Below are 25,574 nucleotides of genomic sequence, written 5' to 3'. Positions count from 1 at the left end.
AGAAAATCGAGCTTACAGGGCGCTATCTCAATAAATATAAGGGTTTGGAATGAGGCTTATTTCAGTTGCACAGGTCCTCATTATCCAGATGAGAGGAGTGGTGATGATGGTCGTGGTGATCGTGATGATGATGCTCATGGCCATGGTGATCATGACCATGGTGATCGTGATGATGGTGCTCATGATCATGATCGTGACCATGATGTTCGTGTTCTAGCTCAGCATAGTCTTCGGGATTGTTATAGCCGACATCTAAAATTAGCTGCAGGGGTACCTGACCCTGCTGACTGTGCAAAATCCTTGCCCCCTCTTTAACGCTACGAAGATACTCTTCTAACGTCTTCACCTGATCCGATGACGCTAGATCAACTTTGTTTACAATTGTAACATCAGCATAGGTGATTTGTTTCAATGCTGCTTCACTCTCAAAATGATCGGGCTTAAAGGTTTCCGCATCTACCATGGTGATGATGGAATCAAGCCGGGTGAGATCTCGTAGTTCTGTGCCCAGAAAGGTGAGAATAATAGGCAGTGGGTCAGCCACCCCTGTGGTTTCAATCACCATGTAGTCGATGCGGTCATCCCGCTCCATGACTCGATAAACGGCATCTAACAGGTCATCGTTGATGGTGCAACAAATGCAGCCATTGCTCAGTTCAACCATGGCTTCGTCCATGGATACTAATAGCTGACTGTCGATGTTGATGTCGCCAAATTCATTGACTAGGACGGCGACTTTTAGGTTTTTGTTGTTGCTGAGGATGTGGTTTAGAAGGGTTGTTTTACCACTGCCGAGAAATCCGGTGATGATGGTGACGGGCATTCCTCTTTTGGTGGGACTGGGGGCTGTTGAGGTTGTCATGGTATGAACTCCGGAAGCAACTGGTTGGGTTGGGGGTGTGCGGGGAAATAATGTACCTTTAAGAGGCTTGGCGATACTTGGTTCCCCTTTAGAAGGGGAACCGTCAGGGAGGGGTTTTCGAGACTGGCGCTATTGGTCGAAACCCCTCCGCCTTCGGCACCTCCCCTTCTAAAGGGGAGGAAGTTCTACAGCACAATTTCAAACGAGTATTCTATTTATTGGCAAATCCACGGTTTTACAGGGCTAACTTGCGTCTATTGGGTGCGAGCATGGCTAAGAGAAAAATAGCCAGTTGAGCGGTAACAATACTGGGACCTGAGGGTAAATCGAAAAAGGCGGAGACCATCATGCCAATGGCGGCTCCTAATGCACCGAGGCCCGCTGAGATTAGGATGTACTGGGCAAAGGTGCGGCTGAGGAGGCGGGCGGCGCAGGCGGGAATCACGACAAAGGCGCTAATCAGCAAGACGCCGATGGCCTTGATGGAAATACCCACTACCAGGGATAACAACACAATAAATGCTGTACGCTGGGCTGACACAGATACACCCCGAGCGATGGCCATGGGTTCATGGAGTGTCAGAAGAATTTGCGATCGCAACGTCAGGCCGATAAATATGGCACATACCACCAGCAGCACGCTGCTAAAGATTAAGTCGGTGGTTCGCATGGCCAGAATATCACCAAATAACAGATGGGTGATACCGCCCTTATAGTCGTCCCGAAAACTCAGCAGGATAATACCAATGGATAGGGACGATGAGTAGATAATATTTAACAGAGCGTCGGTCCAGAGACGGGTGCGTTCCAGGAAATAGGTTACACCCAATGCAAAAATAACCGCAAAGGGTAACAACACCCAGCCAGGATCCAGCCCCAGCAAGAAGCCAATGCTGATGCCCAACAGAGCTGAGTGACCCAGGGTATCGCTAAAGAAAGAGAGTTGTCGGAGAATGGTAAAGCTACCCATTAAGCCACCCATAAATCCAGTGAGCACACTGCCCATCAGTGCCCGGTGCATAAAGGGCAGTTGAAACAGGTCAATCACACGGGTGAATTCAGACTGGATGGTCATGGTTGAGAAATTAGCAAGACTAGCAAGAATGGCGATAGCGAACAAACTCAGGGCCATAGGCCAGGGATAGATTCTCTGGGGTGAGAGAATGGTCTGGGGTGCCCTGGCAGAGCAGGGTGCGGTTGATGCAGAGGACGCGATCGCAGCTGCGACGCACCATATCTAAATCGTGGGAGACTTGTAAAATGGCCCAGCCCTGATCTTTTTTAAGCTGGTGCAGCAACCGATAAAACTCCGATTCGCTGCGCACATCTAACCCGGCGGGGGCCTCGTCGAGAACTAGCAAACGGCGGGGCCGCACCAAACAATAGGCCAGCAGTATCCGCTTCAGCTCTCCCCCCGACAGCACACTCACAGGCTGTTGGTACAAATGCCAGGCATCCACCTGGGTCAATGCCTGTTGCACCGCGTGGCGACGGGCTTGCCCACCAGCCCAGGGCAGCTGCAGGCCCAGCCGATCCCAACCCAGACCCACAAACTCCCTAACGGTAATAGGAATGCGGCGATCAAACAGAAAATTTTGGGGCAAATAGGCAATCTGTTGTCTCACCGCAGGGGGCAGTTTACCTTTAGGAGATAGGGGCTGTCCCAGGACAAATACCTCCCCCGACCGATAGGGCAAGATACCCAGAATGGCCTGGATCAGGGTACTCTTGCCAGCTCCGTTGGGACCGACAATGGCCGTATCCATACCAGCGGGTACCGTAAACGATACATCCTGAACAGCGGCATAGGTCTCTCGGTAAACCGTTAACCCTTTGACGACTAAGACTGGATCGTTCAACTGTTTTCTCCTGGCCCCATAAAATCATCCTCCATATTAAAGCCACCCATTGATGACGGCCACCGGTTGAGGTGCCCAGAACGGATACCAGGATTGTGTGGATGCCCCAAAGCCATTGGCCAGATTTTCCGCATTCTGACGCATGGTGGTCAGGTAGTAGTCGGGCTCTACGGCCTCGGTCAGACCTACCTCCAGGGGGTCAAACTCACTGACTCCAATGGAAAGATCTTGTGCGATCGCCTTAAAAGAAGAGTCGCCAGCCTGGGGTTCGGTCATGATGGTTTTTAGCCCTTCCGCCTGCACTGTGTCCACCACCCGTTTCACATCGTCTGGAGACGGGTTCTCTTCGGGCAGACCCACCAGAACCTCGGCTTCCAGTCCATAGCTGCTGGCAAAGTAGGCAGCGAAGTCGTGAAACACCACAAAGGTTTGTCCAGCAAAGGGGGACAACATTTCCGTAATGTCAGCATCTAAGACCTGCAGTTCGGTAATAAATGCAGCCGCGTTAGCTGTGTATTCAGACTCTCCTTCTGGATCAGCCGCAATCAAACCATCGCGAATATTCTCCACCTGTTCAATGGCTCGCTTGGGGTCCAGCCAGATGTGAGGATCAAATTCACCATGGGCATGGCCATGGTCGTCAACTTCAGCGTGGGCCTTTTCTTCAGCGTGGTCGTCGTGGCCTTCTTCGTCGTGGTCGTCGTGGGCCTTTTCTTCAGCGTGGTCGTCGTGGCCTTCTTCGTCATGATCGTCGTGGGCCTTTTCTTCAGCGTGGTCGTCATGGCCTTCTTCGCCATGGTCATCATGGCCCTCTTCGGCATGATCGTCGTGACCTTCTTCTTCACCACCGGCAAATGCAGCAATCTCTTCGCTAGAGTCGATGGTGACCAGATCGGAATTTTCCGCATTCTCGATCATGTCATCTAAAAAGAACTCCATTTCCAAACCGTTTTTGACCAACACATCCGCATTGGCAACTGCCTGAATATCACTGGGTTTGGCCTGGAAGTCATGGGGACCGACATTGGTGGGTAGCAGCTGTACCACCTCAGCGCGATCGCCCGCCACCGCTTTGGTGAATTGGGTTATGGGCAAAAACGTTGTGACCACCTGTAGTGAGTCTTCAGGGGCTGCTGCTGAAGGTTCTGCTTCGCTGGTGGTCGTAGGAGAAGTCGTACAGCCTCCCAGGGTGATGATTGCACCCAGTGCCATAATCGATAACTGCTGTACTTGTCGTTGAAAACTCAGTCTAGACATTACTGTTCTCTCTTCAAAAACAACATTAATTCTTTAGGCTTTACCCTTCTCTGTGCGTAGAGCCAAGGCAGCATCCTTGGCGAAATAGGTCAAAATCAAGTCGGCTCCCGCCCGTTTCATACTGGTCAAGGTTTCTAGCATGACGGCTTTTTCATCAATCCAGCCCTGCTGCGCTGCGGCCTTGACCATGGCGTATTCACCACTGACGTTGTAGGCAGCAACGGGTAAGTTGGTGTGTTGTTTAATGCGACAAATCACATCCAAATAGGCCAGAGCCGGTTTCACCATGACAATGTCCGCCCCTTCTTTAATATCCAGTTCGACCTCTTTCAGGGCTTCTCTCGCATTGGCCGCATCCATTTGATAGGTCTTTTTATCACCAAACTTGGGGGCAGAATCCAGGGCATCGCGAAATGGACCGTAGTAGGCCGATGCATATTTAGCGGAATAGGCGAGAATGCCGACATTAATCCAGCCCTCTGCATCCAACGCCTTACGAATTTCCCGCACACGACCGTCCATCATGTCAGATGGGGCCACAAAATCAGCCCCGGCCTCAGCCTGCACCAGGGCCTGCTTAGCGAGAACGGCAACGGTTTCATCGTTGAGAATTTGACCATTTTGGACAATGCCGTCATGACCTTCACTGCTATAGGGGTCAAGCGCCACATCGGTAATCACCAGCAGCTCGGGCAGCGCTTGCTTGAGGGCACGCACTGCCCGAGGGATTAAACCATCTGGGTTATAGCTTTCGGTACCAGCATTGTCTTTTTGATGATGGGGAATTAACGGAAACAGGGCAATGGCCCCAATGCCTAACTCCCACACCGCTTTTGCCTCTTCTAGCAATAGGTCTAGGGAATAGCGAAAACAGTTGGGCATCGACGGTATCGCTTCCTGCTGCCCTTCACCTTCCATGACAAACAGGGGATAAATCAGGTCAGCGGCGGTTAGCACCGTTTCTTGCACCATCCGTCGCAGCGCCCCAGTACGGCGCAAACGCCGGGGACGATGCACTTGACCAGTATTATTATCAGCGGGTGTAGCTTCCACTATCGCTTCAACAGCATCTGTGGCGGCTTGAGGGGGCGCTGACGTGGGTGAAATAGATGTGGGTGAAATAGATGTGGATGACATAGGATGGAAACCCGTTATGATAATGATTATCATTCCTAAGCATCTTACATCAGTTTTTCGAAATTGACGCGATAGCGCCAGCGCTGACTTGTCAGTTCATCATCCTTAAAAAATCCATGACTCAGGTTCACTGTACTCGGGCTCAAACAGCGGTACTCCAGTTACTGCGGCAGCAGCGTGAGCCAATTTCGGCCCAGGCACTATATACGCTGATCAAGCAACAGCAGCGGATTGGATTGGCAACGGTATATCGAGCCTTGGATGCGCTAAAGCGGATGGGCAGGGTGCAGCATCGGGTAACGCTGACGGGGGAAACGCTTTACAATGCGGTGGAGCAGGACCGGCACTATATGACTTGCTTGGATTGTGGGCAATCATTTCCGCTAAATACATGCCCTTTGAAGGGGCTAGCGTCTTCACTCCAGCACTCCAGCTCATTCACAATCTATTATCACACCCTGGAATTCTTTGGCCTTTGTGAACCCTGCTCAGTGCAAGGTGGGTAAGGTTCGGGATTTAGTGGGCTAAAAAAAGGGGGTAAGCATCACAATCATGCCCATCGTCTAAAATAGAAAGCACATCCTAAAGGCTCTAAGTGGCAAGCCGGTAAGAACATGGACAGCATGTGGTGATGCAGTATGACCCAAGCAGTTGATTTAATACCCTCGCAATCATCACCATTGTCATTGCAAGATTTTCTTGTGTGGGATAGCGGTGATGATCGTCTATATGAATTAATTGAGGGTGAGCCGATGCCGATGAGCGATCCCACTGCTAATCATGAGGATGTGGCAGATAATCTTTATGATCTGCTCAGGCTGCATTGTTTAGAGAAAAATTTGCCCTTTGTACCGAAGCGTTCCAAGTTAATTTCTATTGGTTCTCGGAATGGACGAGATACTGCTAGACGGGGCGATATTGTTGTTTTTGCCAAGGCTGAATGGGAACGGATGAAGGGGCTGTCTAGCTCTGCGATGGCTTATATTGCTCCAACCTTGGTGATTGAGGTGGTGTCAACAAACTGGCGAGATGATTATTTGACTAAGCTGGCTGAGTATGAATCTATTGGTGTTGAAGAGTATTGGATTGTGGACTATGGGGCGTTAGGGGGGATGCGGTATATCGGTCATCCGAAGCAATCTACGTTGTCTATTTACACGATGGACCCCGAGACAGGTGAGTTTGGTATGCCACAACAGTTTCGTGGTGATAATAATATTAGGTCTACTGTTGTCCCTGAACTGGCAGTAACGGCTAAGGCTTTATGGAAAGAAGATTAGAGACTATTGATAACGGTTGAGCTAACCGGACGGATACAAACTTAGAGATTCAGGAAGTACCCTACATTTCGTTCCGGTTCAGCGATTTGTTATGCTGCCACTGTAAACTTCATAAGCCTTGCTCTAGCCATTAATTGTCATTCGTCATGAACGTTATCCCCGTGGGTCCAAACCCTGTTTCTTGCATCACGGCTTCGCCGTCCTGAGCCCACATAAAATGAGAGGTTCCTGCTGGCGTATAGACAACCGATCCAGCTGGATAAGGCTGAACAATAGTGCGATCAAATTGTTTTCCAACACCGTAATACATCACTCCTGAGATAACTGTTGTAATACGAGCATCTGGGTGAGTGTGGGCCGGAAATATCGCACTACTTTCCATTTTTCCAAACAGAACATACAGTTCTGAGTTGGACGGATCACCTAGCGCGATCGCGCTTTCAATACCTGCGATGTCAGAGTTTGGATTCCATTGCACATCATCAGGAATAACGCTCTGTACCTGTGCCTGCAAATTGGGCGTATTCGGTAATGATGTCTCTGCCCAACTCTGACCGGTGATGAACGGTAGCCCGGTGATGATAATCAGCCCCATTAGTAGGGCCAACCAAAATTCTTTTTTCATAACCATTGATTTCCTATAAAAACGTCATACTTTTCGCGGATTCAGGCAGTAGCCAAGGGTCGTGAATGCAACCGCAAAAATCCACAGTAATGGGCCGACAAATCCCGTCGGCAACCAGGGAAAATAGCCGGGTACGATAAAGAAAAAGAATAGGCCAATCTCGGTCCAGCCAATCATCAAGAGATTGAGCCAGTAGCCAATGCGACTGTTGCGCCAGTTGAATAGAACGGCGATCGCAACCGCACCCACTGCAAACCAGAGAATATGAAACGCGCCCTGATAAATGCGCGCCTGGAGAACATCCTGATCCATTTGAGTTGCCGCAAACTCAAACATCGAAGCGACTACTCGAAAGTGCCAAAAACCCCACAGGCCGTAGAAAACAGCCCCAATTTTGTGAAAAGGAATGCGAGTTGTCTTTGCGTTCTCTGACTGAAACGTCGGATGGCTCATCGTCGGTTTTCCTATTTATTCAGCAACATGCAAATAATTCGTTCTCTCAGCTTTAGCATTGACTCTGATAAAGCAGCTTCAATACTCGGTTGGTAAACCCATCACAAAAGCCGGATCAATCAGTCAGCAGTTTCTAGGGCCAACCTCTGTTTCGGTCGAAATGCTCGCAGATCTCAGCTCCACCTGCGCAACAGATTCTCCCTCTAGGATGCCTAAATCTAACAGATCAACCGCAACCACCCAGATGCGGAAATAATCGATCACGGCTAATGACTCAAAGTCTGCTAGCTCCAGTCCTGAAATACTGGCGACTCGAACCCCTGACCGCGTCAGCTCAGCATTACCATGATTGGCGATCATGCCAGCGGGGCCAAACTCACCAAATCCGTCGTGAGCGATGGTTATGCGTTGCCCGTTGGGAATAGACACGGTGAGGCGATCGGCATCTGGTGCTGCCCCCCCGGCCCCCCGTTCGACTGCGCTCCTTTAGGCAGACCCAGCTCCGCCACCACAAAATCTGGACCAGGTGCATTCCTCAGCGGTTCTGGAAAACTGAGTGCCAAGCCAGGGATATCTTCTGCAATATTGAGCAGGGCATCGATACGGTACGTTTGAACATCTCCACCGTGTTTAAGGACGATTTGCTCAACAGAGCGTTCACCTGTTACGGGATTGAGCTGAGTATCAAACGCCAGGGGTGGCCCCGTCTCAGCGATCACTGAGATAGGTAAAGCACATAGAGCGAATGCCGATGAGAAAAGCATTGTGAATTTCATGCTCCCATCACCTCTAAAAGTCGTTATTTATGAAGTATAGATTGTTTCAAATTTGATGAGTAGTGGGCGAAAATGAGAGGCATCTTCTCAAAAATGGAAAAATATAGTGAACTTCAACGCTATCGCCCTATTCGTCAAGGTGGTTCAATATGGCAGCTTTTCGGAAACGGCTCGACGGACGGGCACGCCAGTGGCGACTGTGAGTCGTCGTATTCAAGCATTAGAGAAAGCCCTGGGTGTTCGTTTATTAGAGAGGTCTACCCGACGTCTGAGGCTCACAGATGCCGGGGCCAGTTTTTGGCAATATGCAAATCAAGGGGTTGAAGCATTTGAGACGGGGCTGTCTACGCTTGATCGCGACCAGCTCGATCTTTCCGGTAAGCTGCGACTTTCGCTGCCGCCGGGTTTTGTTCCTTGGCGACAATTACTACAAGATTTTCAAGTCCGCTATCCCAATGTCAAATTTGATGTGCTGGTGACCGAGCGCCGCGTTGATTTGATTGAAGATGGGATTGATGTGGCACTGAGAATTGGCGATCGCAAACATGAGCAAGCGATCGCGCACAAGCTAGGAGAATACCGACACGTACTTGTCGCTAATTCCAGTCTGCTGCAAAAATATGGGACGCTTCAAAGTCCTAAACAGCTTCTTCAAATGCCTTGTGCTAGTTGGAAAGCCCCTGCCGATACAATCACCTGGCAACTTGGGAGTGAATCCATTCAAATTGCACCACGGCTTCAAGTCAATGATTACCTACATCTTCTGGAATTGGCTATAGCAGGGGTATATGTTACAGAACTGCCGCCGTTTCTTGCTCGAGCCGCGATCTTCAAGGGGGATTTAGTACACCTGCTAGAAGATTATCCACTGCCCATGTCTGAGCTTAATTTGCTCTATCCGTCGCGCCGACATCTATCGCGTCTGGTTAGAACATATATCGATTTTTGTTCTCAGTGGGTAGTCGACTTATTTTAATCTAATCAGCACGAAGCTTAAGCTGCTCTCCGTAAAAAATTACGCCATATCGAGCCTACAGCTATTGGATTGGCGGCATAACGTCTACGATCACCGAGCCGGAATGATTGATCATCCATTTTCTAAACCACACGCAAGTCCGGCTTCGCGTGCATCGTATTGTTATGCGTCATTTTGCCAATTCAAAAAGGGAAATCGACATGAGTCCACGTCCCATTCGGAACAGGACTTCTATCATGTTCACAACACATTAATGGCAAAGACGGCCTTGACGTAATGTTGAAGCGAGATTGAATGGAGTCTGTCCAAGGGACGTTGTGTCCGAACTGCGACTCAAGAAGGACGACACACGCGAGAACGGCATTTATTAAATGTCGCAATTTCGATTCGTGAAATTGTCCTTCTCGATCGTGTTTTATCGAATTGTAAGCGTCGTACCAATCAAGTCCTGTTCGCCATTGTCCTGTCGATTCTTGGTATGGCTGCCAGTTGGCGAACGGAGATCTAGCTTCCAAGAGAGGATAGTACGGCATCCGCACCACGTATTGATCCAGAAGCATCACTGGTAGAAGTTTTCGATAGTCTCGCATCGAGAAATTATTGCGGAGCGGAGCGACGTTGTTCGCCTCAAGAACTCCTTTCGCCTGGGCCTCAACTTCCGTGCATGCAACCAAAATCAGATTTCTGATTTCATGGCCAAATGAGTCGACATTCCGCTCGTCTGGTTCGATCACATCGAAAATGGTTTCTAACCTTGAGATCAATGTCCCAATCTGGCGTGCCGAATTGATCGCTGCATGCGCATTGATTGGAGGTGACAGTATATCAGCATCGCAGAAATATTGCGGAAAATTAGTCAAGTTCAAGGATCTGTATGGGCGATAAACTCGCTGAGAATACTCAAACGGGGGGACCACGTTGACTGGAATTTCGCTCAATGGTTGGGAAGTTTGAAGGAGATTGAGTTTACTGGCACGCCTGAGCGCATCAATCAACGACTCACCCGTTTGAATTTTCACCCCTATACCTTGTATGTTGCCATCAGAGTCGATTTTGTGAATAACCTGGGCGTTTCCTTCTCCGATTGCGACAATCCTCATGAACCATCCCATACCAATTTAGGCATTACTTTAAGACGCATAACAGGGAACTGAGCGGCGGCCAGTATTTTTGCATCAAAACTCAAGTTATTCATTCCGTCCGCTCCTGCGCAGAGTTAGGCGTCAAGGCCAAGGGCTTTGTCCGTATCCGCCTCAGAAACTATATTAGACTGAGATCGCTGACTTCAAGGAATTTATGAGCAGGGTGCGGTCCCAAAAATCTATCGATAGAGTGTGAGAACTTGAAGCAAAGTACGTACCCTACAGCTTGCTGATTATATAAACACTTTTTTGTAATGTGTATACTCAAAAATCAACTTGACCAGTGTAAATATGCACTGGTTGCCATTCAGGGTCAGAGCGCTAGTTTGTAGACTTAGCAAAGTACAAGGTGAGCGCATCAAAGTCGTGAATTTCATTCCGGTATGGGATGATTGCCTGATATTCTGGATCTTCATTCAACTGCTGCACAGCTTCTGGCCCTGGCAACGTCCATATATCCAGCTTGATGACGTCTTCGACAGTGCCACCCAAGTAGTTGACCATTTCGTAGGACTGGGTGACTTCTGCGCCGTACTTCTGAGCAATCGGGCGGATATCCGCTACATAACCACGTCTATCTTCTAAGTCATAGCCGTCGTTCATCACCGCAAAGTCAACCAAATAGAGTGGTGCATTGGATGACAGGTCTTGTTCAACAGTCTCGGCGGTGTATAAGGTGAGTTGGCTAAAATCATGCAGTTCATTACGCATATTTTCCAGAGCCTGATAGTCGGCATCTTGTCCTAGCACCTGGATTACCTCTGAATTAGGAATACTCCAGAGATTTAATCTGATAGCATCTTCGGCTTTACCACCTAAATGCTGAACAATGTCGTAGGAGCTAATTCGCTTAATATTGTATCGCTGGACAATAGGCAACAGGGCAGCTTCGTAGGCTTCGCGATCTTCAATATCGTAGCCGGGATTCATGACAACAAGATCAACTAGCACTAATTCGTCAGTTTCGGAGGGTGACTGAGCAATTGGTGTAGTCGAGACTTGTTGCGTAGTTTCTGCTCGTGGTGTGCAGGCTGCGATCGCAAACAACGTAGCTCCTGCCAAGTAAGTAATTATTTTATTCATCGTTCTTTACCGAATAGAGTAAGCGCTTCATAGAGGTGACCATTTGTACCTCGGGAGTTTCTATATTTCTCTGAAGCCAATTCGATCATATGTGTGTATTCTTGCTACGGGTAGACCTAAAAAATCACCTGGTCGATGTAAAAATGCACCACTCATCAAGGACATATTGATATGAACTGGGATGACCTGAAATTTTTTTTAGCGGTTGCGCAGGAAGGTTCTGCTCGGGCCGCTGCCGCTAAGCTGGGCATTCATCATTCAACTATTACCCGCCGTATCGAAGCATTTGAATCCACTCAAAAAACGCGTCTGTTTGATCGCCTCCCCAGTGGGTATACGCTAACAAAAACCGGCAAAGAGTTGCTTCAAGCTGCTATTCGCATTGAAGACGAGATCAATGGCATCGAGCGTCACATCCTGGGACAAGATATCCGTTTGCAGGGGGATATCCGAGTCACGATGCCGGAGCATTTGGCTTTAAATCTACTAATGCCAGATATGGTTCGCTTCATGGAGATATATCCAGATGTCAATCTAAAATTAGTTATCTCCTGCGACATGTTGAGCCTCAGTAAGAGAGAGGCTGATGTTGCTATTCGAGTGACAAATAACCCACCAGAGCACCTGGTGGGTCGTAAAGTGATTCGCTATCACTGCGCAACTTATGCGTCTAGTCACTACTTAGAAACCCATGAGCTGACAACAGAGAAAGCACACTGGATTGGCTGGGATTCTCCCACCCCGTATCCTGATTGGGTCAAACAGAGCGAGTTTCCCCATTTGTCGATTCGAGGTCAGATAGCTAGCATTTTAGCCCAACTAGCTGCTGCTAAAGAAGGGTTGGGCCTTGCTCGCTTACCTTGCTTTGTGGGCGATTCTGACTCCAGATTACAGCGAGTTCCTCCAGGTAGGAGTGTGCCCTGCCATGATATCTGGGTTTTGACCCACAAGGATCTAGTCTCGACTATGCGAATTCAGACCTTCATAGATTTTATAACAGATGCCTTTCGCCATAAACGAGATGTATTGGAAGGACGGAAGGGGCTGATTCAGCAAGGTTGTCAATGAAACATAAAACTATTTTTGCCGAACCACTTAGCCTAATTCACTCCTAAATATTGATATTGATATATGCTTACTACTCTTTATTTAAATTGAGAGGGATAAACATGTAACTGAGTTGAAAATCTCTTGAGTTTCTAAATCCTAAGTCATTACGAAGTTTACCAATTAATACATTTACTTTATTGTAAATATCGATGCTCTGTACAGGTCCTTGGGTAGTAAGTAACTCAGGCACTTGGGCTATTTCGAGAAAATCAGAAATAATTTCTGATGAACCTTGAGTGTAGAGTCTCCCATAAAAACTGCTCAATGCTTCATTCTGCAGAGAACCATCTGAAAGTAAAACAGTCAGTTTATTTATAATCTCTGAATAGAGTTTTTCTTTTTTTAGTTTTCCAGAATCCTCTCTTACTCTTGCAGCTTCACGCTCTTCTATTCTTTTAATTTCTAATGCTGTTTCTATTTCATTTTTCTTGGTCAGATAATTGCCTATCATCAATGTGAGAACTGCAAATAATCCAGCAATTATTGATGCACCAACCTCAGCAGGGATAGACTTCCATATTCCAGAACTTATAAATTCGTAGACAATCCATATTATCCCAAACAGAAGTCCTATAAACAAAATGCTCAGTAAGGTTAGCATTACAACCGGAACAGCAAATATTAAAAACCTTGCCCAAGGCGGAAGCTTCTTTAAAGCTGGAACTAGTTTTGAAAAAGATACTTCTAGTGCTTTAAATACAGCTACTGCCGCCATAGTGTTTTTTGACATTTCATCCTCTCTAGCCGAATTTGTATTTTTATACAATCATTGTTCAGAAATACTTTACTTTCTACTACATAGCTTATGCAATATCCCTTCAAGACTGCTCGTAGTTTGAGAATTACGCTGGATAACTACGCGTTATCCAGACTTTGTCTGGATAAATACTTCCCTGTCGGAGTTATCCAGAAACTTTCTGGATAAACACCCTATAAGCAATTAACCCAGAAACTTTCTGGATAATACCCCCAGAGTCGGAGTTATCCAGAAAGCTTTAACCTCTCTTTAATAGTTCAAATAAACTATTGAGCCCTATCTACCAACACTCATCATGGGTGTGACGCCTTAGTAGGTCGCTAAGACTATCCTTGCTCAATAGGATTCAATATCTACCATTTTTGACGGTTAAACCAGTGAAATGAGCATTTTTCAGGTTAGAAGTATCCTCTCAGTGCCTTGATAACAGAGTGATACAGCCCATTACGCTAGCTTGACGAAAGCCTAACCCCCGGTCTACAGTAACCCAATGCTGCAAGTGCAGCTGTTCTACTAGAACCTAATAATTCAGCACCATCGGTAGGTGCTACTACACCTAACCGATGGCTGACCCGCGGATTACCTAGCAATCCTTGGGCTGGGCTTATTATGCCTCAACCCCTGCGATTTGCCATACATCGCGGGGGCTGAGTATTAGGTTCTGGCTTTCCTTGTCGTATCTCTGGAGAACCAGAACCATGTTCCAAGACCCAACCCAGGGCGCATCTGCGCTCACTAATCACCCTGCCATGCTGCCAGAAGCCTCCTATGAAACCGGACGGCATCTGCTGCTGGGCAGTTTGACCTTTGTGCAGACCACCATCAAACTACTGCATAAGCTCAACTACACCGAGCCCAACGACTGGAGCCGTCCGCTACCCACCGGGCGACCCAATGAGGTAATGGCGATTTTGACCAAAAAAGTGAAGATTAGCTAGGGCAATGCGATCGCACTGTCTGAGGAGGGTGCGATCGCTCGGTCCGAAAGTTATGTAGCTTACTGGCAACTACACATGTCTTACATCAGTAGCCAAACAAACAACTCCTTGATCGTCAGCTGTAACTCACTAGCAAACGATGGTACAGAAACAATCTCATCAGAGACATGCTCTATGCTCTACTTGGAGGCGGGCCATGCCCACCCTCCAGAATATCCGTATCCAACGTTTGGAATTACGATGAAAAAGAGTTTCCAACAACGTCGCGCCAAACAACAATGCGATAACCTGATTAATTGTCCCCACCGTAACCCCTATTTATGCAATTGAGGACAACTCAGTAGGCTGGGTCCTAGGGCGGCCTTCCGGCCCTAGCCATGGGGGTTTGGGGAACTCGGAGGGACCCCAAGCAACCGGTTTTGGTTCCCTCCGATCATATCTCAATTAAGTATGAACGAAGTTATAAACCTTACAGATTTTCTCTGGTGAACACGAAAGACCCTGCCTTCCGAGAGGGGAGAAATCGGTACATTCACATTATTAAATTCCTGCGCCTAACCGAGGATAAGACGTAAGAAACCCCATCCATTGCCAAAGCACTCAATTCTTTACCACTGTGATAAATTGAGAATGATTATCATTCTCAATTTTGACTTTCCATGGTCAGTCAAGTCTCCCGACCGCAGTCCGCAACCAGCCCCAGTGATGCAGATCAGCTAGCACGGCTGCGCCACACCTGTGCCCATGTCTTAGCCATGGCAGTGCAAACCCTGTTCCCAGAGACGAAAGTCACCATTGGCCCCTGCACAGATACGGGGTTTTACTACGACTTTGACTGGGCTGACCCATTTACGCCTGAGGATCTAAAGCAGATCACAAAAAAAATGCGGCGCATCATTGGGCAAAACCTACCGATCATTCGCGAAACGGTAGCACGGGATGACATCCGCGCTGAAATTGAGCAACTGAACGAACCCTACAAGCTAGAAATTCTCGATAGCATTCCCTCCGGTGAAGCGATCACCCGCTACTACATCGGTTGCCCTGACCCGCTACCAGTCACTGCAGAACCGTCTTTGTTCGACTCGCCATCGGCTAAGCCTTCTGATCAGGCAAATTGTTGGTGGGATTTGTGCGCAGGTCCCCACCTGAGTCGCACGGGCGAACTGCACCCCAAAGCCTTTACCCTAGAAAGTGTGGCCGGAGCCTACTGGCGGGGTGACGAAACCCAACCGCAGCTCCAGCGCATCTACGGCACCGCCTGGGAAACGCCAGAACAATTAAAGGCCTACCTGAAGCAGAAAGAGGAAGCCAAACGCCGCGACCATCGCAAGCTGGGGCAGGCATTAAATCTGTTTAGCATCCAAGAGGCGGCTGGGGGTGGACTGGTGTTCTGGCATCCCAAAGGAGCCCGCATGCGTCTGTTGATCGAAGACTACTGGCGGCAGGCCCATTTTCAGGGTGGGTACGAGCTGCTCTACACCCCCCACATTGCTAATCGTGACCTCTGGCAAACGTCTGGGCACCTGGACTTTTACCAGGAGAATATGTTTGAGCAGATTGCTGTGGAAGCGCAACAGTATCAGCTCAAACCCATGAACTGTCCCTTCCACGTGCTCACCTATCAGCATCAGCTTCATTCTTACCGAGAGTTGCCGATTCGCTGGGCCGAACTGGGTACGGTGTATCGCTATGAGCGCTCCGGGGTGCTCCATGGTCTGATGCGGGTACGCGGGTTTACCCAGGATGATGCTCACATTTTCTGTCTGCCGGAGCAGGTGACAGAAGAGATTTTAGGAGTACTGAACCTGACGGAACAGATTCTGTCGGACTTTGGCTTTACCGACTATGAGGTGAATCTGTCCACCCGTCCGGCCAAGTCTGTGGGCAACGACGACATTTGGGAACTGGCCACCTCGTCGTTACAAAAGGCGCTCGATATCAAAGGGTGGGCCTACGTAACGGATGAGGGGGCGGTGCCTTCTACGGTCCCAAAATCGATATTAAGATTCAGGATGCCATCGGTCGGATGTGGCAGTGCTCCACACTGCAGGTGGACTTTAACCTGCCGGAGCGATTTGATTTGCAATATGTCGCGGCGGATGGTTCCCGACAGCGGCCAATTATGATTCACCGGGCTATTTTTGGCTCTTTGGAACGGTTCTTTGGCATCCTAGTGGAAAATTATGCGGGGATTTTCCCTCTGTGGCTGGCTCCGGTGCAGGTGCGATTGTTGCCGGTGAGTGATGCTCAGCGAGACTATGCGAATCAGGTGGCCCAAACTTTGAAACAAGCAGGTTTCCGAGTGGAGGTGGATACCAGCGGAGAGCGTTTGGGTAAGCAAATGCGCACTGCAGAATTGGAGAAGATTCCGGTTATTTCTGTGATCGGCCAGCGAGAGGTGGATTCTCAGTCATTGGGCGTTCGCACCCGGCAGAGTGGTGATTTGGGGGCGCTGACGGTGCCAGAGGTGATCGAGAAGTTGAAAGATGCGATCGCACAAAAAAACATTTTTTAGCCGTCATCGTCTCTCCTGCTTCAGCAGGGTTTCCCCCTTACACCAATACAGCCAGTGACATATCTTTATGAGTCTCTTTTCTCAGTCTCGCCCTAAGCCGAATCTAGCCGCTTTGCAACAGATCAAGTAAAGATGTCTCTCTAGAAGATTAGAGGTTCAACCTTTGCTTGCACCTCTTCAATCAGGTCTTCTGATACAGTTTCAACAAATTGAACTTTATGAGCTTTCCAATCCAGACACTTGATTTGATCAGCAAGTATCACCCCTTGAACCTGTAACCCAGATGGCAAAAGAACCTCGAAGGGATACCCTTTCTGCTGTCTAGTAATCGGCATAAACAGTGCTAAGGAGCTTTTAGCATTGTAACTACGAGGTGAAATCACCAGAGCAGGTCGATGTCCTCGCTGTTCATGCCCTTTAGTTGGGTCAAAGTCTAGATATAGCGGTTCCGGCTTGTTTTGAACACACCTTGATAGTGCCAACCACTGAAACCTCAAAACCGAGTGTATTCAGTGCGAATGAGAACCGCTATAAACGATATCTCCTCGCCCTGGCGTATAGCGTTCTGTCGGATTTACCAAGCTTCATTCCCCATAGACACCCCACTTTCCACCTCAGAATGCAAATTTTCTGGTGTAATACCAGCGACTAATTCCTCCAAGGAATAACGCTTACGAGGTTTGGGTTTGACTACCAAGTTCCCATCAAGCACCACAAGTTCGACTTCAGTACCTTCAGTGATCTGAATTTCTTTAACAATGTATTGGGGAATCCGAAGAGCTAAACTATTGCCCCACTTAGCAACCATTGCAACCATAGGATCTCCTTACATTTAGGACATTTGAGCTATCACAATTTGACTCTTCAAATGTAGATACAGTGTATCTACATCATAGTCGCAACACATAATTTTTGGCATATAGTCAAATGTATTCAAAATGAGGTTTGAACTGCCTGCAAACCGCAGGCCACACTCTGGCCGAAAAAATGATCGTGCCCGACGACATTTACCAAATTCGGGCGGTGGTCTCCCGCTGGATTGCCGATGCTGGGGTGCAGGCCATCATCACCACCGGGGGCACGGGTGTGACCGGGCGGGACGGCACTCCTGAAGCCATTGCCCCCCTGCTAGATAAACAACTTCCCGGCTTTGGAGAAATCTTTCGGATGGTGTCTTACCAGGAGATTAAAACTTCTACAGATCCACTTGCACTACCTTCAGGTGACTGGACGCTCTATTTTATTAGAGTAAATGAGATCAAAATTATTGTCTGCGATGGGACAGAATTAGATTTCTACAGAGAACACTTGTCAAAAATCATGCAACTGTCAAATAGTCCTGAAGGCCGAGTGGAACGAGCAAGATCGCATTATCCCGCTGATTCTAGACATGCTCAAACCCCTCCCTACCGCAAAGTTATTCTTACAAGTCCACACACTGATCAACGTCAGATAGTTTTTCGGTATCGAGTGACAACCGTTGCCCGGTTTGAGCATCACAATCCACCGATATGGGCAACACCTCACCCGCATGATTTTACGTTTACGATCTGTTGCGCATCGCCAAAGTCAACCGCTGATATATACGGGTGCGACATGGTGGAAACTGAAAATAACCTAATTCAATGGTTAAAGACGTTACCGAAACTGGTCAATGATTGGCCTGATTGTCCGTTAGGGACAACGGAAGAAATGGCAGTCTTTGTTGCTAACAGATTTGAGGTTTTAGACCCCTTGGCAGTGATTCAGCAAGTTGAGATTTCGGAAACACCAAATCGTACAACTATTTACGAGGTACCCAATATCCAAAATGTTAGCGATTCTCAATGGTGGTCAAGACTCAGCAACTTGTGCCGAGCTTGCACGACAGCAATTCAATGCAACCAACATTCCATGATGTAGTTCAAAATTGGAACGCCGCGAACTTTGTGTGGGTTGTCGCGAACAACGCGGAAACCATGGCGCTCGAAGAAGGGGCGCGCTGTGATGGAGACCTCGGCGTAGAGCCGGATCAGATTGGACCGTCGCGCCTCCTCAAAGATTCGCTCCATGATGGCCGACATATGTCCCTTGCCGGCATGGGCCGGGGATACGTAGGTGCAGTCGATGTGACCGTCAGACTCGAATTCGATAAAACCCGCCACATCGCCATCCACAACTGCAACCCAAGGTTGCTTGAGATCGCATCGCCTGCGCCATTTCTCAGCCCACGCATCGCCGCCCTCAATGGGAGTAGCCCAGGCGTTACGCTGTTCCTTAGTGTAGTCGTCGCGGGTCAGTTGATGAACTGCGTCGTAGTAGATTCGGCCAATCGTGAGTTCATCACCGGGCTCGTACTTCCGAATCATGGCCTGTGGGAGACTTGCTCGCCGCCGCTGAAGTTCATGGCGATCGTAACAGGAATCATCAACGTATAAGATGAGCGTACAACAATCATTATTCCCTCAGCGACTTTATGGACTGGCTGCTAGACCCCTTGAATTATGAGTTTATGCGGCAGGCCCTAATGGCAGGTGTGCTGATGGGCATTTTGTGTCCGATTGTGGGCACGTATTTGCTGGTGCAGCGGATGGCGCTGTTGGGTGATGTAGTGGCCCATGCGGTGCTGCCGGGGCTGGCGATCGCAAATTTCCTAAATATTCCTTTGATTATCGGAGCCTTTATCTCGGGGATGTTCGGCACCTTTGTCACGGGCTGGATTCGTTCGCAATCTAAAATCAAGGTCGATGTGGCCATGGCCATCACTTTCTCCAGCTTTTTCTCCCTCGGTATTGTGCTGTTTACCAGCCTGGGTAGCCGCTTAGATCTTGAAGATCTGTTGTTTGGCGATATCCTCAGCATTGCCCCAGCGGATGTGTGGGAAATTGGGTTGGTGATGCTGGCTGTGTTGGTTGGTGTGAAGGTGTTCTATAAGGAGCTGTTGTTTTTCACCTTCGACCCGCTAGGGGCAGAAGCCATCGGCCTGCCGGTGACTGCGATGAATGTTGGGTTAATGGCGGCCATTACGCTGACAATTGTCGCCAGTATCAAGGCGGTGGGCTTTATTTTGGTGGTAGCACTGATGGTGAGCCCGGCGGCGGCGGCCTATTTACTCACGAAAGAACTGCACTGGATGATGGGGGTAGGTGCAGGGCTGGGGGTGTTGTCTTGCCTGACGGGAATGTACATTAGCTACTATGTGAATACGCCGTCTGGGCCTGCGATCTCGCTGACTCTTTTTGCTTGTTTTCTGTTGGCATTGTTGTTTAGTCCGAGTCAGGGGATTTTGACTCGCCGTCGAGGGCAATCTAAAGCTTGATTGCGAGGGCCTACAGCAACTCGCACAAAGGTTGGGCTAGGTTGCGCGTCTGTGATTAAAGTGTTGGTTAAGGGCAAAACCGGCTGCTTGGGGTCCCTCCGAGTTCCCCAAACCCCCTGGCAGGGCGGACCGCCGCCCTTGACCCTCGGACCGGAGGATTCAGGTAAATAGCTATATCGATTGGGAGATCTCGGTAAAGCGGTTTAGAATTTTACGCTCAGTCGCGCAAAATTCTAAAAAGGGGTATTCCATCGATGTTTGACTTCTTCTAAGCCAAGGGCTAAATGCCTTCATAGGCAAGTTCCCTTGGTCTGAATAGATGTCTTACTTGAAAGAGATAACTTCTCTTTTACGGTGCGTAGTGCATACGGAGCAGCGTAACCCACCTAACCGATATTGCCGCAACCCTGTTTAGCTATTGACCAATCACTTATTGTGCGAGGGGTGTGGGGACGTTGAGGTCCCCACGAATAGGAGGGGTTCGGGGAGGAAAGCCCTGAGCGCCCCTTTTATCTATGTGCCGATACTTAAACTTACAAGTCGTGTCGTAAACCGCGTGCAGTTTGAAACCTGTAGCTTTTCCTCAGCTAGCAAACAAACGGCATACCATTCTGATTGTGCAGCGCTTGGATATTTGCACCATAGGCCTGTTGAATATTTTCCATTGTCATCACCGCTTGGGGCGTATCGTTAGCGAGCACGCGGCGATTGAGCAACAACAGGCGATCATAGCGATTAAGCGCCTCACCCCACTCATGACTGCACACCAGCAGCGTTTTACCCTGCTGGCTGAGGTCGGCGAAAATGCTCAGCATAACGGCTTCTGTTTTTTTATCGATGCCGCTAAACGGCTCGTCTAGCAAAAACAAATTGGGCTGCTGGGCTAAAGCACGAGCTAGAAAAACTCGCTGCTGCTGACCACCCGAGAGCTGACCGATAGAACGGTTTTTGAGGGGTAACATCTCCACTCGATCCAGAGCTGCACTGACTAATTTTTTAGCTTTGCTATTGGGAGATCGTCCCCAGCCTAGGGCCCTTGTCTGCGCCATCATCACGACATTCCAGGCCGTGATCGGATAGTCCCAATCAAGTTGCGATCGCTGCGGCACATAGGCAACTTGCGATCGCTGTCGCTTCAGCGCAGCCCCATTTAATAAAATCTTCCCTCGATAGGGCGTTAGACCCAGAATCGCTTTAACCAGGGTGCTTTTTCCTGCACCATTAGGACCAATCAGCCCGACCCATTCCCCTGGGCGCAACGTCAGCGAAACCGCCGTGAGGGCTTCGATACCTCGATAGTGAACCGATAGATTCTGGACCGTTAGCATAGTAAGAAATGATAATCATTATCGATTTGCCAGTGTATATTATCTACGGCTTTTGGGGTTCAAGCCCCGGTAAAGACTCACTGAGCAGGAGAACGCTGCCACTACCCTCGTTAAGCCTCACGATGATCAGATAGCGAAGCATTTCGCCCTGTAAAAGTTGGTACGCCAGTCCGGCAGGAAAGTTTTCTTGGGGCTGGGGATCAAAGCCTGTGTTACTGATGAGTTCAGGCATGACCACTGTTTGCAAAACCTGTTCAGGCGTTTGCTCTGGAAAAAGGTAAAAGGAGGAAACGTCAAGCTTGGGCTGATTGTTTTCATCGAAGAATTGATTGACTTGCCCTGGTTCTCCGAAGAAATTAAAGATGTCGAGTAGGGGAGACGCCGATCTGGTTCTGTATGGTGGCTACGGGTTCGAGCCAGACATCATTCAAATGGTTGAGGCAACAGATGGAGACACCCCTGAAATTGCCGTTTCCGAAGCCGCTGTTCCCGAGCCGCTTTTAGGTGCACATCACGAACATGGCAGCCACGAAGGTGAAGAAGACCATGATGACCATGGTGAAGAAGACCACGATGACCTTGGCGATGAAGACCATGGCGATGAAGAAGACCATGATGACCACGGTCATGATGAGCATTCAGGCCATAGCAAAGCGGGCCATGATAGCCATGATGACCATGGGAAAGCAGGCCATGATGACCATGGCGATGAAGAAGATCATGGGGAAGAAGAAGACCATGATGACCATGGCGATGAAGAAGAGGGTGAACCTGACCCCCATGTCTGGCACGATGCGGAAAATGGCATTGCCATGGTACGTGTAATCGAGGAACAGCTTAGTGAGGCATTTCCTGAAAATGCTGACCTTTACGAAACCAATGCAGAGAGCTTAATCACTCAGCTAACTCAGCTCGATACTTGGATTCAACAACAGATAGATACAGTGCCCGAATCGCAGCGAGTACTTGTAACTACCCACGATGCGCTGGGCTACTATGCCGAGGCCTATGGCATTCGCATTGAGGCTGCTTTGGAGAGCTTTAGCACTGAGGCTCGTCCGTCAGCCGCCGACTTAAGAGAACTGATCGATGTTGTTGCAGACAGCAACATACCCAGTGTTTTTATCGAGGCAACTAGCAATCCTGGACTGATTGAAGCGGTTTCTAGGGAAACAGATATTGGGATTTCAGAAGAGCCTCTTTATGCCGATAGCTTAGGTGAAGCTGGCACGCCCGCAGGGACCTACACCGGCATGCTGATGACCAATACCTGCACAATTGTCACCGGATTGGGTGGCAGCTGCAATGAGTTTGCTGCAAAGGCATTTCTCGACTAAACGGTAGTTCATTTTGGTCTTATGGCTACATGAGATCGCACAATCGCCTATGGGTTAAGCTCATAGGCGATCACAAGGGGATACCCCTACAGGATTACATGTTGTGAACTGGACTTCCTCAATTCGGATTTGATGTCCTACATTCTCTCCAACGGTGAGTATCAGTGGTTTACTGTCAAGCCAGTCCGTTGCATACGAGGCGTTATATGTTTTTTGTCCAATCAAACTCCATTTGTTTAGCCGTTTTTTCCGCTAACTCTAGGCTATGAGTTTTGTTTACTAAATGCAGGCTCATATCAATGCCCGCCGATATGCCACCTGACGTTACGATATTTCCCTCATCCACCCAACGTTGATTTTCAAGTACCTCTAGTTTCGGATAACTTTTTCTGAGGTCTGGGATATCTTCCCAGTGGGTCGTTACTGTGTGATTGGAGAGTACTCCAGCCTCTGCCAATAAGAAAGCACCGGTACAAACTGATGCAACCAGATTTGCTTTCTTTGACACTTCTGTGATCCACTTCAAAACAAGAGGCTTTTTCATTTCTCCTGTATGCACGCCACCAACAACTATAAGCACATCTATCGATGGATGATCTGACATACCGTAAGTTGGATTCACTTCGTAGCCACCGCGAGCAGTAACTGTCTTGCCAGTTTCGCCTATTAGGAAAACACTGAATAGATTTGGCGTTTTCGAAACTCTCGAAGCAGTTGAGAAAACCTCAAATGGTCCCGAAAAATCGAGAACTTCTGCGTCATCATAAATGTAGATTCCAATGTTCATTCTCAAAATTCACTCATCTCTTCAAAAATCAAAATAATTTGAAAGCCAGTTACTAGAAAGAGCCAATTCTGCTTTATGATGCCAGTCCAATTGCTGCATCTGACCGAACTCGCTCTGAGTGCCCTAACTAGAGAGAGCTGACACCATTGGTCTGCCCGTGTCACCGAAACTCAACAGCCCCTAGACAAAGAAAATAATAATGATTATCATTCTCATATCCCTTAATATCCAGGTAAACCAGTGTGAGCCATCCCCAAACGGATCTGTCCTATGACGTTGCGATTGTCGGTGCGGGAGCTGCCGGTATCGGCTGTGGCGTCGTGCTCAAAGAGCTGGGTCTGGAGCGCTTTACGATTTTAGACCGACACCAGGTGGGAGCTTCCTTTAGCCGCTGGCCTAAGGAGATGAGCTTCATCACGCCGTCATTTCCCAGCCATGGCTTTGGACTGCTCGACCTGAATGCAGTCACATTGAAGACCTCACCTGCGATCGCATTTCGTCAAGAGCACGTCAGTGGCAAGCAGTACGCCCTTTACCTGCAAACGGTTGCCGATCACTTTGAGTTACCAATTCAAACTGAGGTGGATGTGCAGAGCGTTACACATTTGCCCCAGGGAGGCTTTACCCTGCACACCAGCAGCGGCAAAATATCTACCCAGTTTGTGATTTGGGCCGCCGGGGAATATCAATATCCTAAGCTTAATCCCTTCCCAGGGGCAGAGCACTGCCTCCACAACAGTCAGATTCGGTCGTGGACCGATTTAGAGGGGGATGAATTCATCATTATCGGTGGTTACGAAAGCGGTATGGATGCGGCGGCCAATTTAATAGCTCTGGGAAAGAGCGTCGGCGTGCTAGATCGCAGTGGAGCCTGGGTGAACCCCGACACCGACCCCAGCATCTCCCTATCGCCCTACACCCTGCAGCGTCTGGAATTTGTCTATCGCACCGGTCGTCTGGACCTGGTGGGTAACGCCCCCATTGAAGAGGTCAAACCCATCCCCGGTGGCTACGCGATCTACAGCGAATACCAGAAGTGGATGACGGCCCATCCCCCGATTCTCTGCACCGGTTTCGACACCAGTTTGAAACAGATTTTTCCCCTGTTCGACTGGTCCAAAGGCTATGCAGCCCTCACAGAAAATGACGAATCCACCCTCACCCCAGGTCTGTTTGTGAGTGGTCCCTCCGTCCGCCATGGCGACCTGATTTTTTGCTTTATTTATAAATTTCGTCAGCGGTTTGCCGTCATCGCCAATGAGATCGCCCAGCGCCTCAGCATCGACCCCACCCCCCTCGATGCCTACCGCCAGGCCGGACTCTTTCTCGACGACCTCTCCTGCTGCGACAACGACTGCATTTGTTAGCTGGGTGTCAGGTGTCAGAAGTCAGAAGTCAGAAGTCAGAAGTCAGAAGTCAGAAGTCAGAAGTCAGAAGTCAGGGAAGTACCCCATCCACTCATCTACTCTCCCCTTCCCCACTCCCCATCCACCCATGCACAATACCTTGCCTGCCCAGCACACGATTGTTCTCATCGGCAAAGAAAGTACTGGTAAATCTGCCCTAGCGGCGGCCCTCACCGGACAATGCCCCACCAGTACCAACATTCAGGGCTCAACCATTGCTTGCGATCGCTATCCGGCAGGCGACAATCTCTTGATCGACACCCCAGGCATTCTCTTTCGTGCCGACACCGCCACCACCCGAACGGCCCTGGCCCAACTCCACACACATGACACTATTGTGTTGTTGGTCAAAGCCACACATATTGATAATGATCTGGCCGACCTGCTACCGTTAGTTGCCGGGAAGCAAGGGGTGGTAGTCATCACATTCTGGGATAAGGTCATGGCCTCTGAGCTTACCCAACAGGTGCTGGACCGCTGGGAACAAACTACCCAGGTGAGATTTATTCCGGTGGATGCTCGCCATTTAATCTGGGAGCAGCGCCAACAGATTCTAGGGGCACTCCAGACCCCTTAGTGTCTAATCAGCACCTGTTAGAGATAAGCTAGGCTAGGCAAAACATCCAGTGGACTGGCAAAGCCTAA

The 25,574-nt window shown here is 49.0% G+C and carries 26 protein-coding genes and 3 pseudogenes; 11 read left to right on the top strand and 18 right to left on the bottom strand.

The genetic code is table 11. From position 1 onward, the window contains the following. Positions 1 to 76 precede the first annotated feature (76 nt). From IXB50_RS20645 to hemB, 5 genes and pseudogenes are all read right to left on the bottom strand, one after another. Positions 77 to 862 (bottom strand): annotated as a pseudogene (locus IXB50_RS20645) (CobW family GTP-binding protein); the annotation flags it as partial. Positions 863 to 1,097: 235 nt separating this feature from the next. Beyond that, on the bottom strand, positions 1,098 to 1,937 hold the full coding sequence (locus IXB50_RS20640) for a metal ABC transporter permease (protein WP_215610886.1): 840 nt from the start codon (positions 1,935 to 1,937) through the stop codon (positions 1,098 to 1,100). Positions 1,938 to 1,956: 19 nt separating this feature from the next. Next, positions 1,957 to 2,721 carry a metal ABC transporter ATP-binding protein gene (locus IXB50_RS20635; protein WP_215610885.1) on the bottom strand — a complete coding sequence of 255 codons (765 nt, stop codon included), beginning with the start codon at positions 2,719 to 2,721 and terminating at the stop codon, positions 1,957 to 1,959. A 36-nt stretch (positions 2,722 to 2,757) separates the two neighbouring features. Continuing rightward, the gene (locus IXB50_RS20630) at positions 2,758 to 3,978 is read right to left on the bottom strand and encodes a metal ABC transporter solute-binding protein, Zn/Mn family (protein ID WP_215610884.1); all 1,221 of its coding nucleotides are present in this window, start codon (positions 3,976 to 3,978) and stop codon (positions 2,758 to 2,760) included. Positions 3,979 to 4,011: 33 nt separating this feature from the next. After that, positions 4,012 to 5,115, bottom strand: a complete 1,104-nt coding sequence (gene hemB, locus IXB50_RS20625; protein WP_216867706.1) for a porphobilinogen synthase — start codon at positions 5,113 to 5,115, stop codon at positions 4,012 to 4,014. Between the two features lie 116 nt (positions 5,116 to 5,231). Between hemB and IXB50_RS20620 the strand changes: the two genes are divergently transcribed. Together IXB50_RS20620 and IXB50_RS20615 are read left to right on the top strand one after the other, a co-directional pair. Further along, positions 5,232 to 5,621: a Fur family transcriptional regulator gene (locus IXB50_RS20620; protein WP_215610883.1), complete on the top strand. Its 390-nt coding sequence runs from the start codon at positions 5,232 to 5,234 to the stop codon at positions 5,619 to 5,621. 132 nt (positions 5,622 to 5,753) lie between these two features. Beyond that, positions 5,754 to 6,395, top strand: coding sequence for a Uma2 family endonuclease (locus tag IXB50_RS20615; protein WP_215610882.1), 642 nt, complete (start codon positions 5,754 to 5,756; stop codon positions 6,393 to 6,395). A gap of 130 nt (positions 6,396 to 6,525) precedes the next feature. Here the strand turns inward: IXB50_RS20615 and IXB50_RS20610 are convergent, their stop codons facing one another. From IXB50_RS20610 to IXB50_RS20595, 4 genes are all read right to left on the bottom strand, one after another. Further along, entirely contained in the window at positions 6,526 to 7,020 is a 495-nt protein-coding gene (locus IXB50_RS20610) for a cupin domain-containing protein (RefSeq protein WP_246564804.1), read from the bottom strand. A gap of 24 nt (positions 7,021 to 7,044) precedes the next feature. Next, entirely contained in the window at positions 7,045 to 7,473 is a 429-nt protein-coding gene (locus IXB50_RS20605; RefSeq protein ID WP_215610881.1) for a hypothetical protein, read from the bottom strand. A 123-nt stretch (positions 7,474 to 7,596) separates the two neighbouring features. Then, positions 7,597 to 7,902, bottom strand: a complete 306-nt coding sequence (locus IXB50_RS20600; RefSeq protein WP_215610880.1) for a hypothetical protein — start codon at positions 7,900 to 7,902, stop codon at positions 7,597 to 7,599. Then, entirely contained in the window at positions 7,875 to 8,249 is a 375-nt protein-coding gene (locus IXB50_RS20595; RefSeq protein ID WP_215610879.1) for a hypothetical protein, read from the bottom strand. The genes IXB50_RS20600 and IXB50_RS20595 overlap by 28 nt, the downstream gene beginning before the upstream one ends. A gap of 106 nt (positions 8,250 to 8,355) precedes the next feature. Between IXB50_RS20595 and IXB50_RS20590 the strand changes: the two genes are divergently transcribed. Continuing rightward, the gene (locus tag IXB50_RS20590) at positions 8,356 to 9,225 is read left to right on the top strand and encodes a LysR family transcriptional regulator (RefSeq protein ID WP_215610878.1); all 870 of its coding nucleotides are present in this window, start codon (positions 8,356 to 8,358) and stop codon (positions 9,223 to 9,225) included. 182 nt (positions 9,226 to 9,407) lie between these two features. Here IXB50_RS20590 and IXB50_RS20585 read toward each other — a convergent pair whose 3' ends face one another. Continuing rightward, positions 9,408 to 10,325 (bottom strand): hypothetical protein, encoded by a 918-nt coding sequence (locus IXB50_RS20585; RefSeq protein WP_215610877.1) that lies wholly within the window; start codon positions 10,323 to 10,325, stop codon positions 9,408 to 9,410. 363 nt (positions 10,326 to 10,688) lie between these two features. Further along, positions 10,689 to 11,450, bottom strand: coding sequence for a DUF1330 domain-containing protein (locus IXB50_RS20580; protein WP_215610876.1), 762 nt, complete (start codon positions 11,448 to 11,450; stop codon positions 10,689 to 10,691). A 171-nt stretch (positions 11,451 to 11,621) separates the two neighbouring features. Here IXB50_RS20580 and IXB50_RS20575 point away from each other — a divergent pair, with 171 nt between their 5' ends. Then, a complete protein-coding gene (locus IXB50_RS20575; RefSeq protein ID WP_215610875.1) occupies positions 11,622 to 12,518 on the top strand; it encodes a LysR family transcriptional regulator in 897 nt (298 codons plus the stop codon). Positions 12,519 to 12,588: 70 nt separating this feature from the next. Here the strand turns inward: IXB50_RS20575 and IXB50_RS20570 are convergent, their stop codons facing one another. After that, the gene (locus IXB50_RS20570; RefSeq protein ID WP_215610874.1) at positions 12,589 to 13,275 is read right to left on the bottom strand and encodes a hypothetical protein; all 687 of its coding nucleotides are present in this window, start codon (positions 13,273 to 13,275) and stop codon (positions 12,589 to 12,591) included. A gap of 740 nt (positions 13,276 to 14,015) precedes the next feature. Between IXB50_RS20570 and IXB50_RS20565 the strand changes: the two genes are divergently transcribed. After that, positions 14,016 to 14,255, top strand: a complete 240-nt coding sequence (locus IXB50_RS20565; RefSeq protein ID WP_215610873.1) for a hypothetical protein — start codon at positions 14,016 to 14,018, stop codon at positions 14,253 to 14,255. A 659-nt stretch (positions 14,256 to 14,914) separates the two neighbouring features. Further along, positions 14,915 to 16,773, top strand: a pseudogene (gene thrS / locus IXB50_RS20560) (threonine--tRNA ligase). A 140-nt stretch (positions 16,774 to 16,913) separates the two neighbouring features. Here the strand turns inward: thrS and mazF are convergent. Both mazF and IXB50_RS20550 read right to left on the bottom strand, forming a co-directional pair. Further along, complete coding sequence (gene mazF, locus IXB50_RS20555; RefSeq protein WP_215610872.1) at positions 16,914 to 17,255, bottom strand: endoribonuclease MazF; 342 nt, start codon at positions 17,253 to 17,255, stop codon at positions 16,914 to 16,916. A 92-nt stretch (positions 17,256 to 17,347) separates the two neighbouring features. After that, positions 17,348 to 17,590, bottom strand: coding sequence for an AbrB/MazE/SpoVT family DNA-binding domain-containing protein (locus IXB50_RS20550; RefSeq protein ID WP_215610871.1), 243 nt, complete (start codon positions 17,588 to 17,590; stop codon positions 17,348 to 17,350). A gap of 137 nt (positions 17,591 to 17,727) precedes the next feature. On the opposite strand from IXB50_RS20550, the pseudogene IXB50_RS22910 reads away from it, so the two are divergent. Continuing rightward, positions 17,728 to 17,973 (top strand): annotated as a pseudogene (locus IXB50_RS22910) (molybdopterin-binding protein); the annotation flags it as partial. 674 nt (positions 17,974 to 18,647) lie between these two features. Here the strand turns inward: IXB50_RS22910 and IXB50_RS20540 are convergent. Then, entirely contained in the window at positions 18,648 to 19,121 is a 474-nt protein-coding gene (locus IXB50_RS20540; RefSeq protein ID WP_215610870.1) for a GNAT family N-acetyltransferase, read from the bottom strand. A 107-nt stretch (positions 19,122 to 19,228) separates the two neighbouring features. On the opposite strand from IXB50_RS20540, the gene IXB50_RS20535 reads away from it, so the two are divergent. Beyond that, on the top strand, positions 19,229 to 20,071 hold the full coding sequence (locus IXB50_RS20535; RefSeq protein ID WP_215610869.1) for a metal ABC transporter permease: 843 nt from the start codon (positions 19,229 to 19,231) through the stop codon (positions 20,069 to 20,071). 587 nt (positions 20,072 to 20,658) lie between these two features. Here IXB50_RS20535 and IXB50_RS20530 read toward each other — a convergent pair. Both IXB50_RS20530 and IXB50_RS20525 read right to left on the bottom strand, forming a co-directional pair. Then, positions 20,659 to 21,399 carry a metal ABC transporter ATP-binding protein gene (locus tag IXB50_RS20530; protein ID WP_215610868.1) on the bottom strand — a complete coding sequence of 247 codons (741 nt, stop codon included), beginning with the start codon at positions 21,397 to 21,399 and terminating at the stop codon, positions 20,659 to 20,661. Between the two features lie 43 nt (positions 21,400 to 21,442). Beyond that, entirely contained in the window at positions 21,443 to 21,631 is a 189-nt protein-coding gene (locus IXB50_RS20525) for a hypothetical protein (protein WP_215610867.1), read from the bottom strand. A 130-nt stretch (positions 21,632 to 21,761) separates the two neighbouring features. Between IXB50_RS20525 and IXB50_RS20520 the strand changes: the two genes are divergently transcribed. Then, positions 21,762 to 22,736 carry a metal ABC transporter solute-binding protein, Zn/Mn family gene (locus IXB50_RS20520; protein ID WP_215610866.1) on the top strand — a complete coding sequence of 325 codons (975 nt, stop codon included), beginning with the start codon at positions 21,762 to 21,764 and terminating at the stop codon, positions 22,734 to 22,736. 202 nt (positions 22,737 to 22,938) lie between these two features. Here IXB50_RS20520 and IXB50_RS20515 read toward each other — a convergent pair whose 3' ends face one another. Next, positions 22,939 to 23,523, bottom strand: coding sequence for a DJ-1/PfpI family protein (locus tag IXB50_RS20515; RefSeq protein ID WP_215610865.1), 585 nt, complete (start codon positions 23,521 to 23,523; stop codon positions 22,939 to 22,941). Between the two features lie 242 nt (positions 23,524 to 23,765). Here IXB50_RS20515 and IXB50_RS20510 point away from each other — a divergent pair, with 242 nt between their 5' ends. Next, entirely contained in the window at positions 23,766 to 24,890 is a 1,125-nt protein-coding gene (locus IXB50_RS20510) for an NAD(P)/FAD-dependent oxidoreductase (RefSeq protein WP_215610864.1), read from the top strand. 127 nt (positions 24,891 to 25,017) lie between these two features. Next, entirely contained in the window at positions 25,018 to 25,506 is a 489-nt protein-coding gene (locus IXB50_RS20505; RefSeq protein ID WP_246564798.1) for a GTPase domain-containing protein, read from the top strand. Positions 25,507 to 25,574 lie beyond the last annotated feature (68 nt).

It is taken from the genome of Leptothoe spongobia TAU-MAC 1115, from assembly GCF_018739885.1.
GTDB lineage: Bacteria > Cyanobacteriota > Cyanobacteriia > Phormidesmidales > Phormidesmidaceae > Leptothoe > Leptothoe spongobia.
Note: the sequence above shows the minus strand (reverse complement) of the source record. Positions and strands in the feature narration are given on the sequence as shown.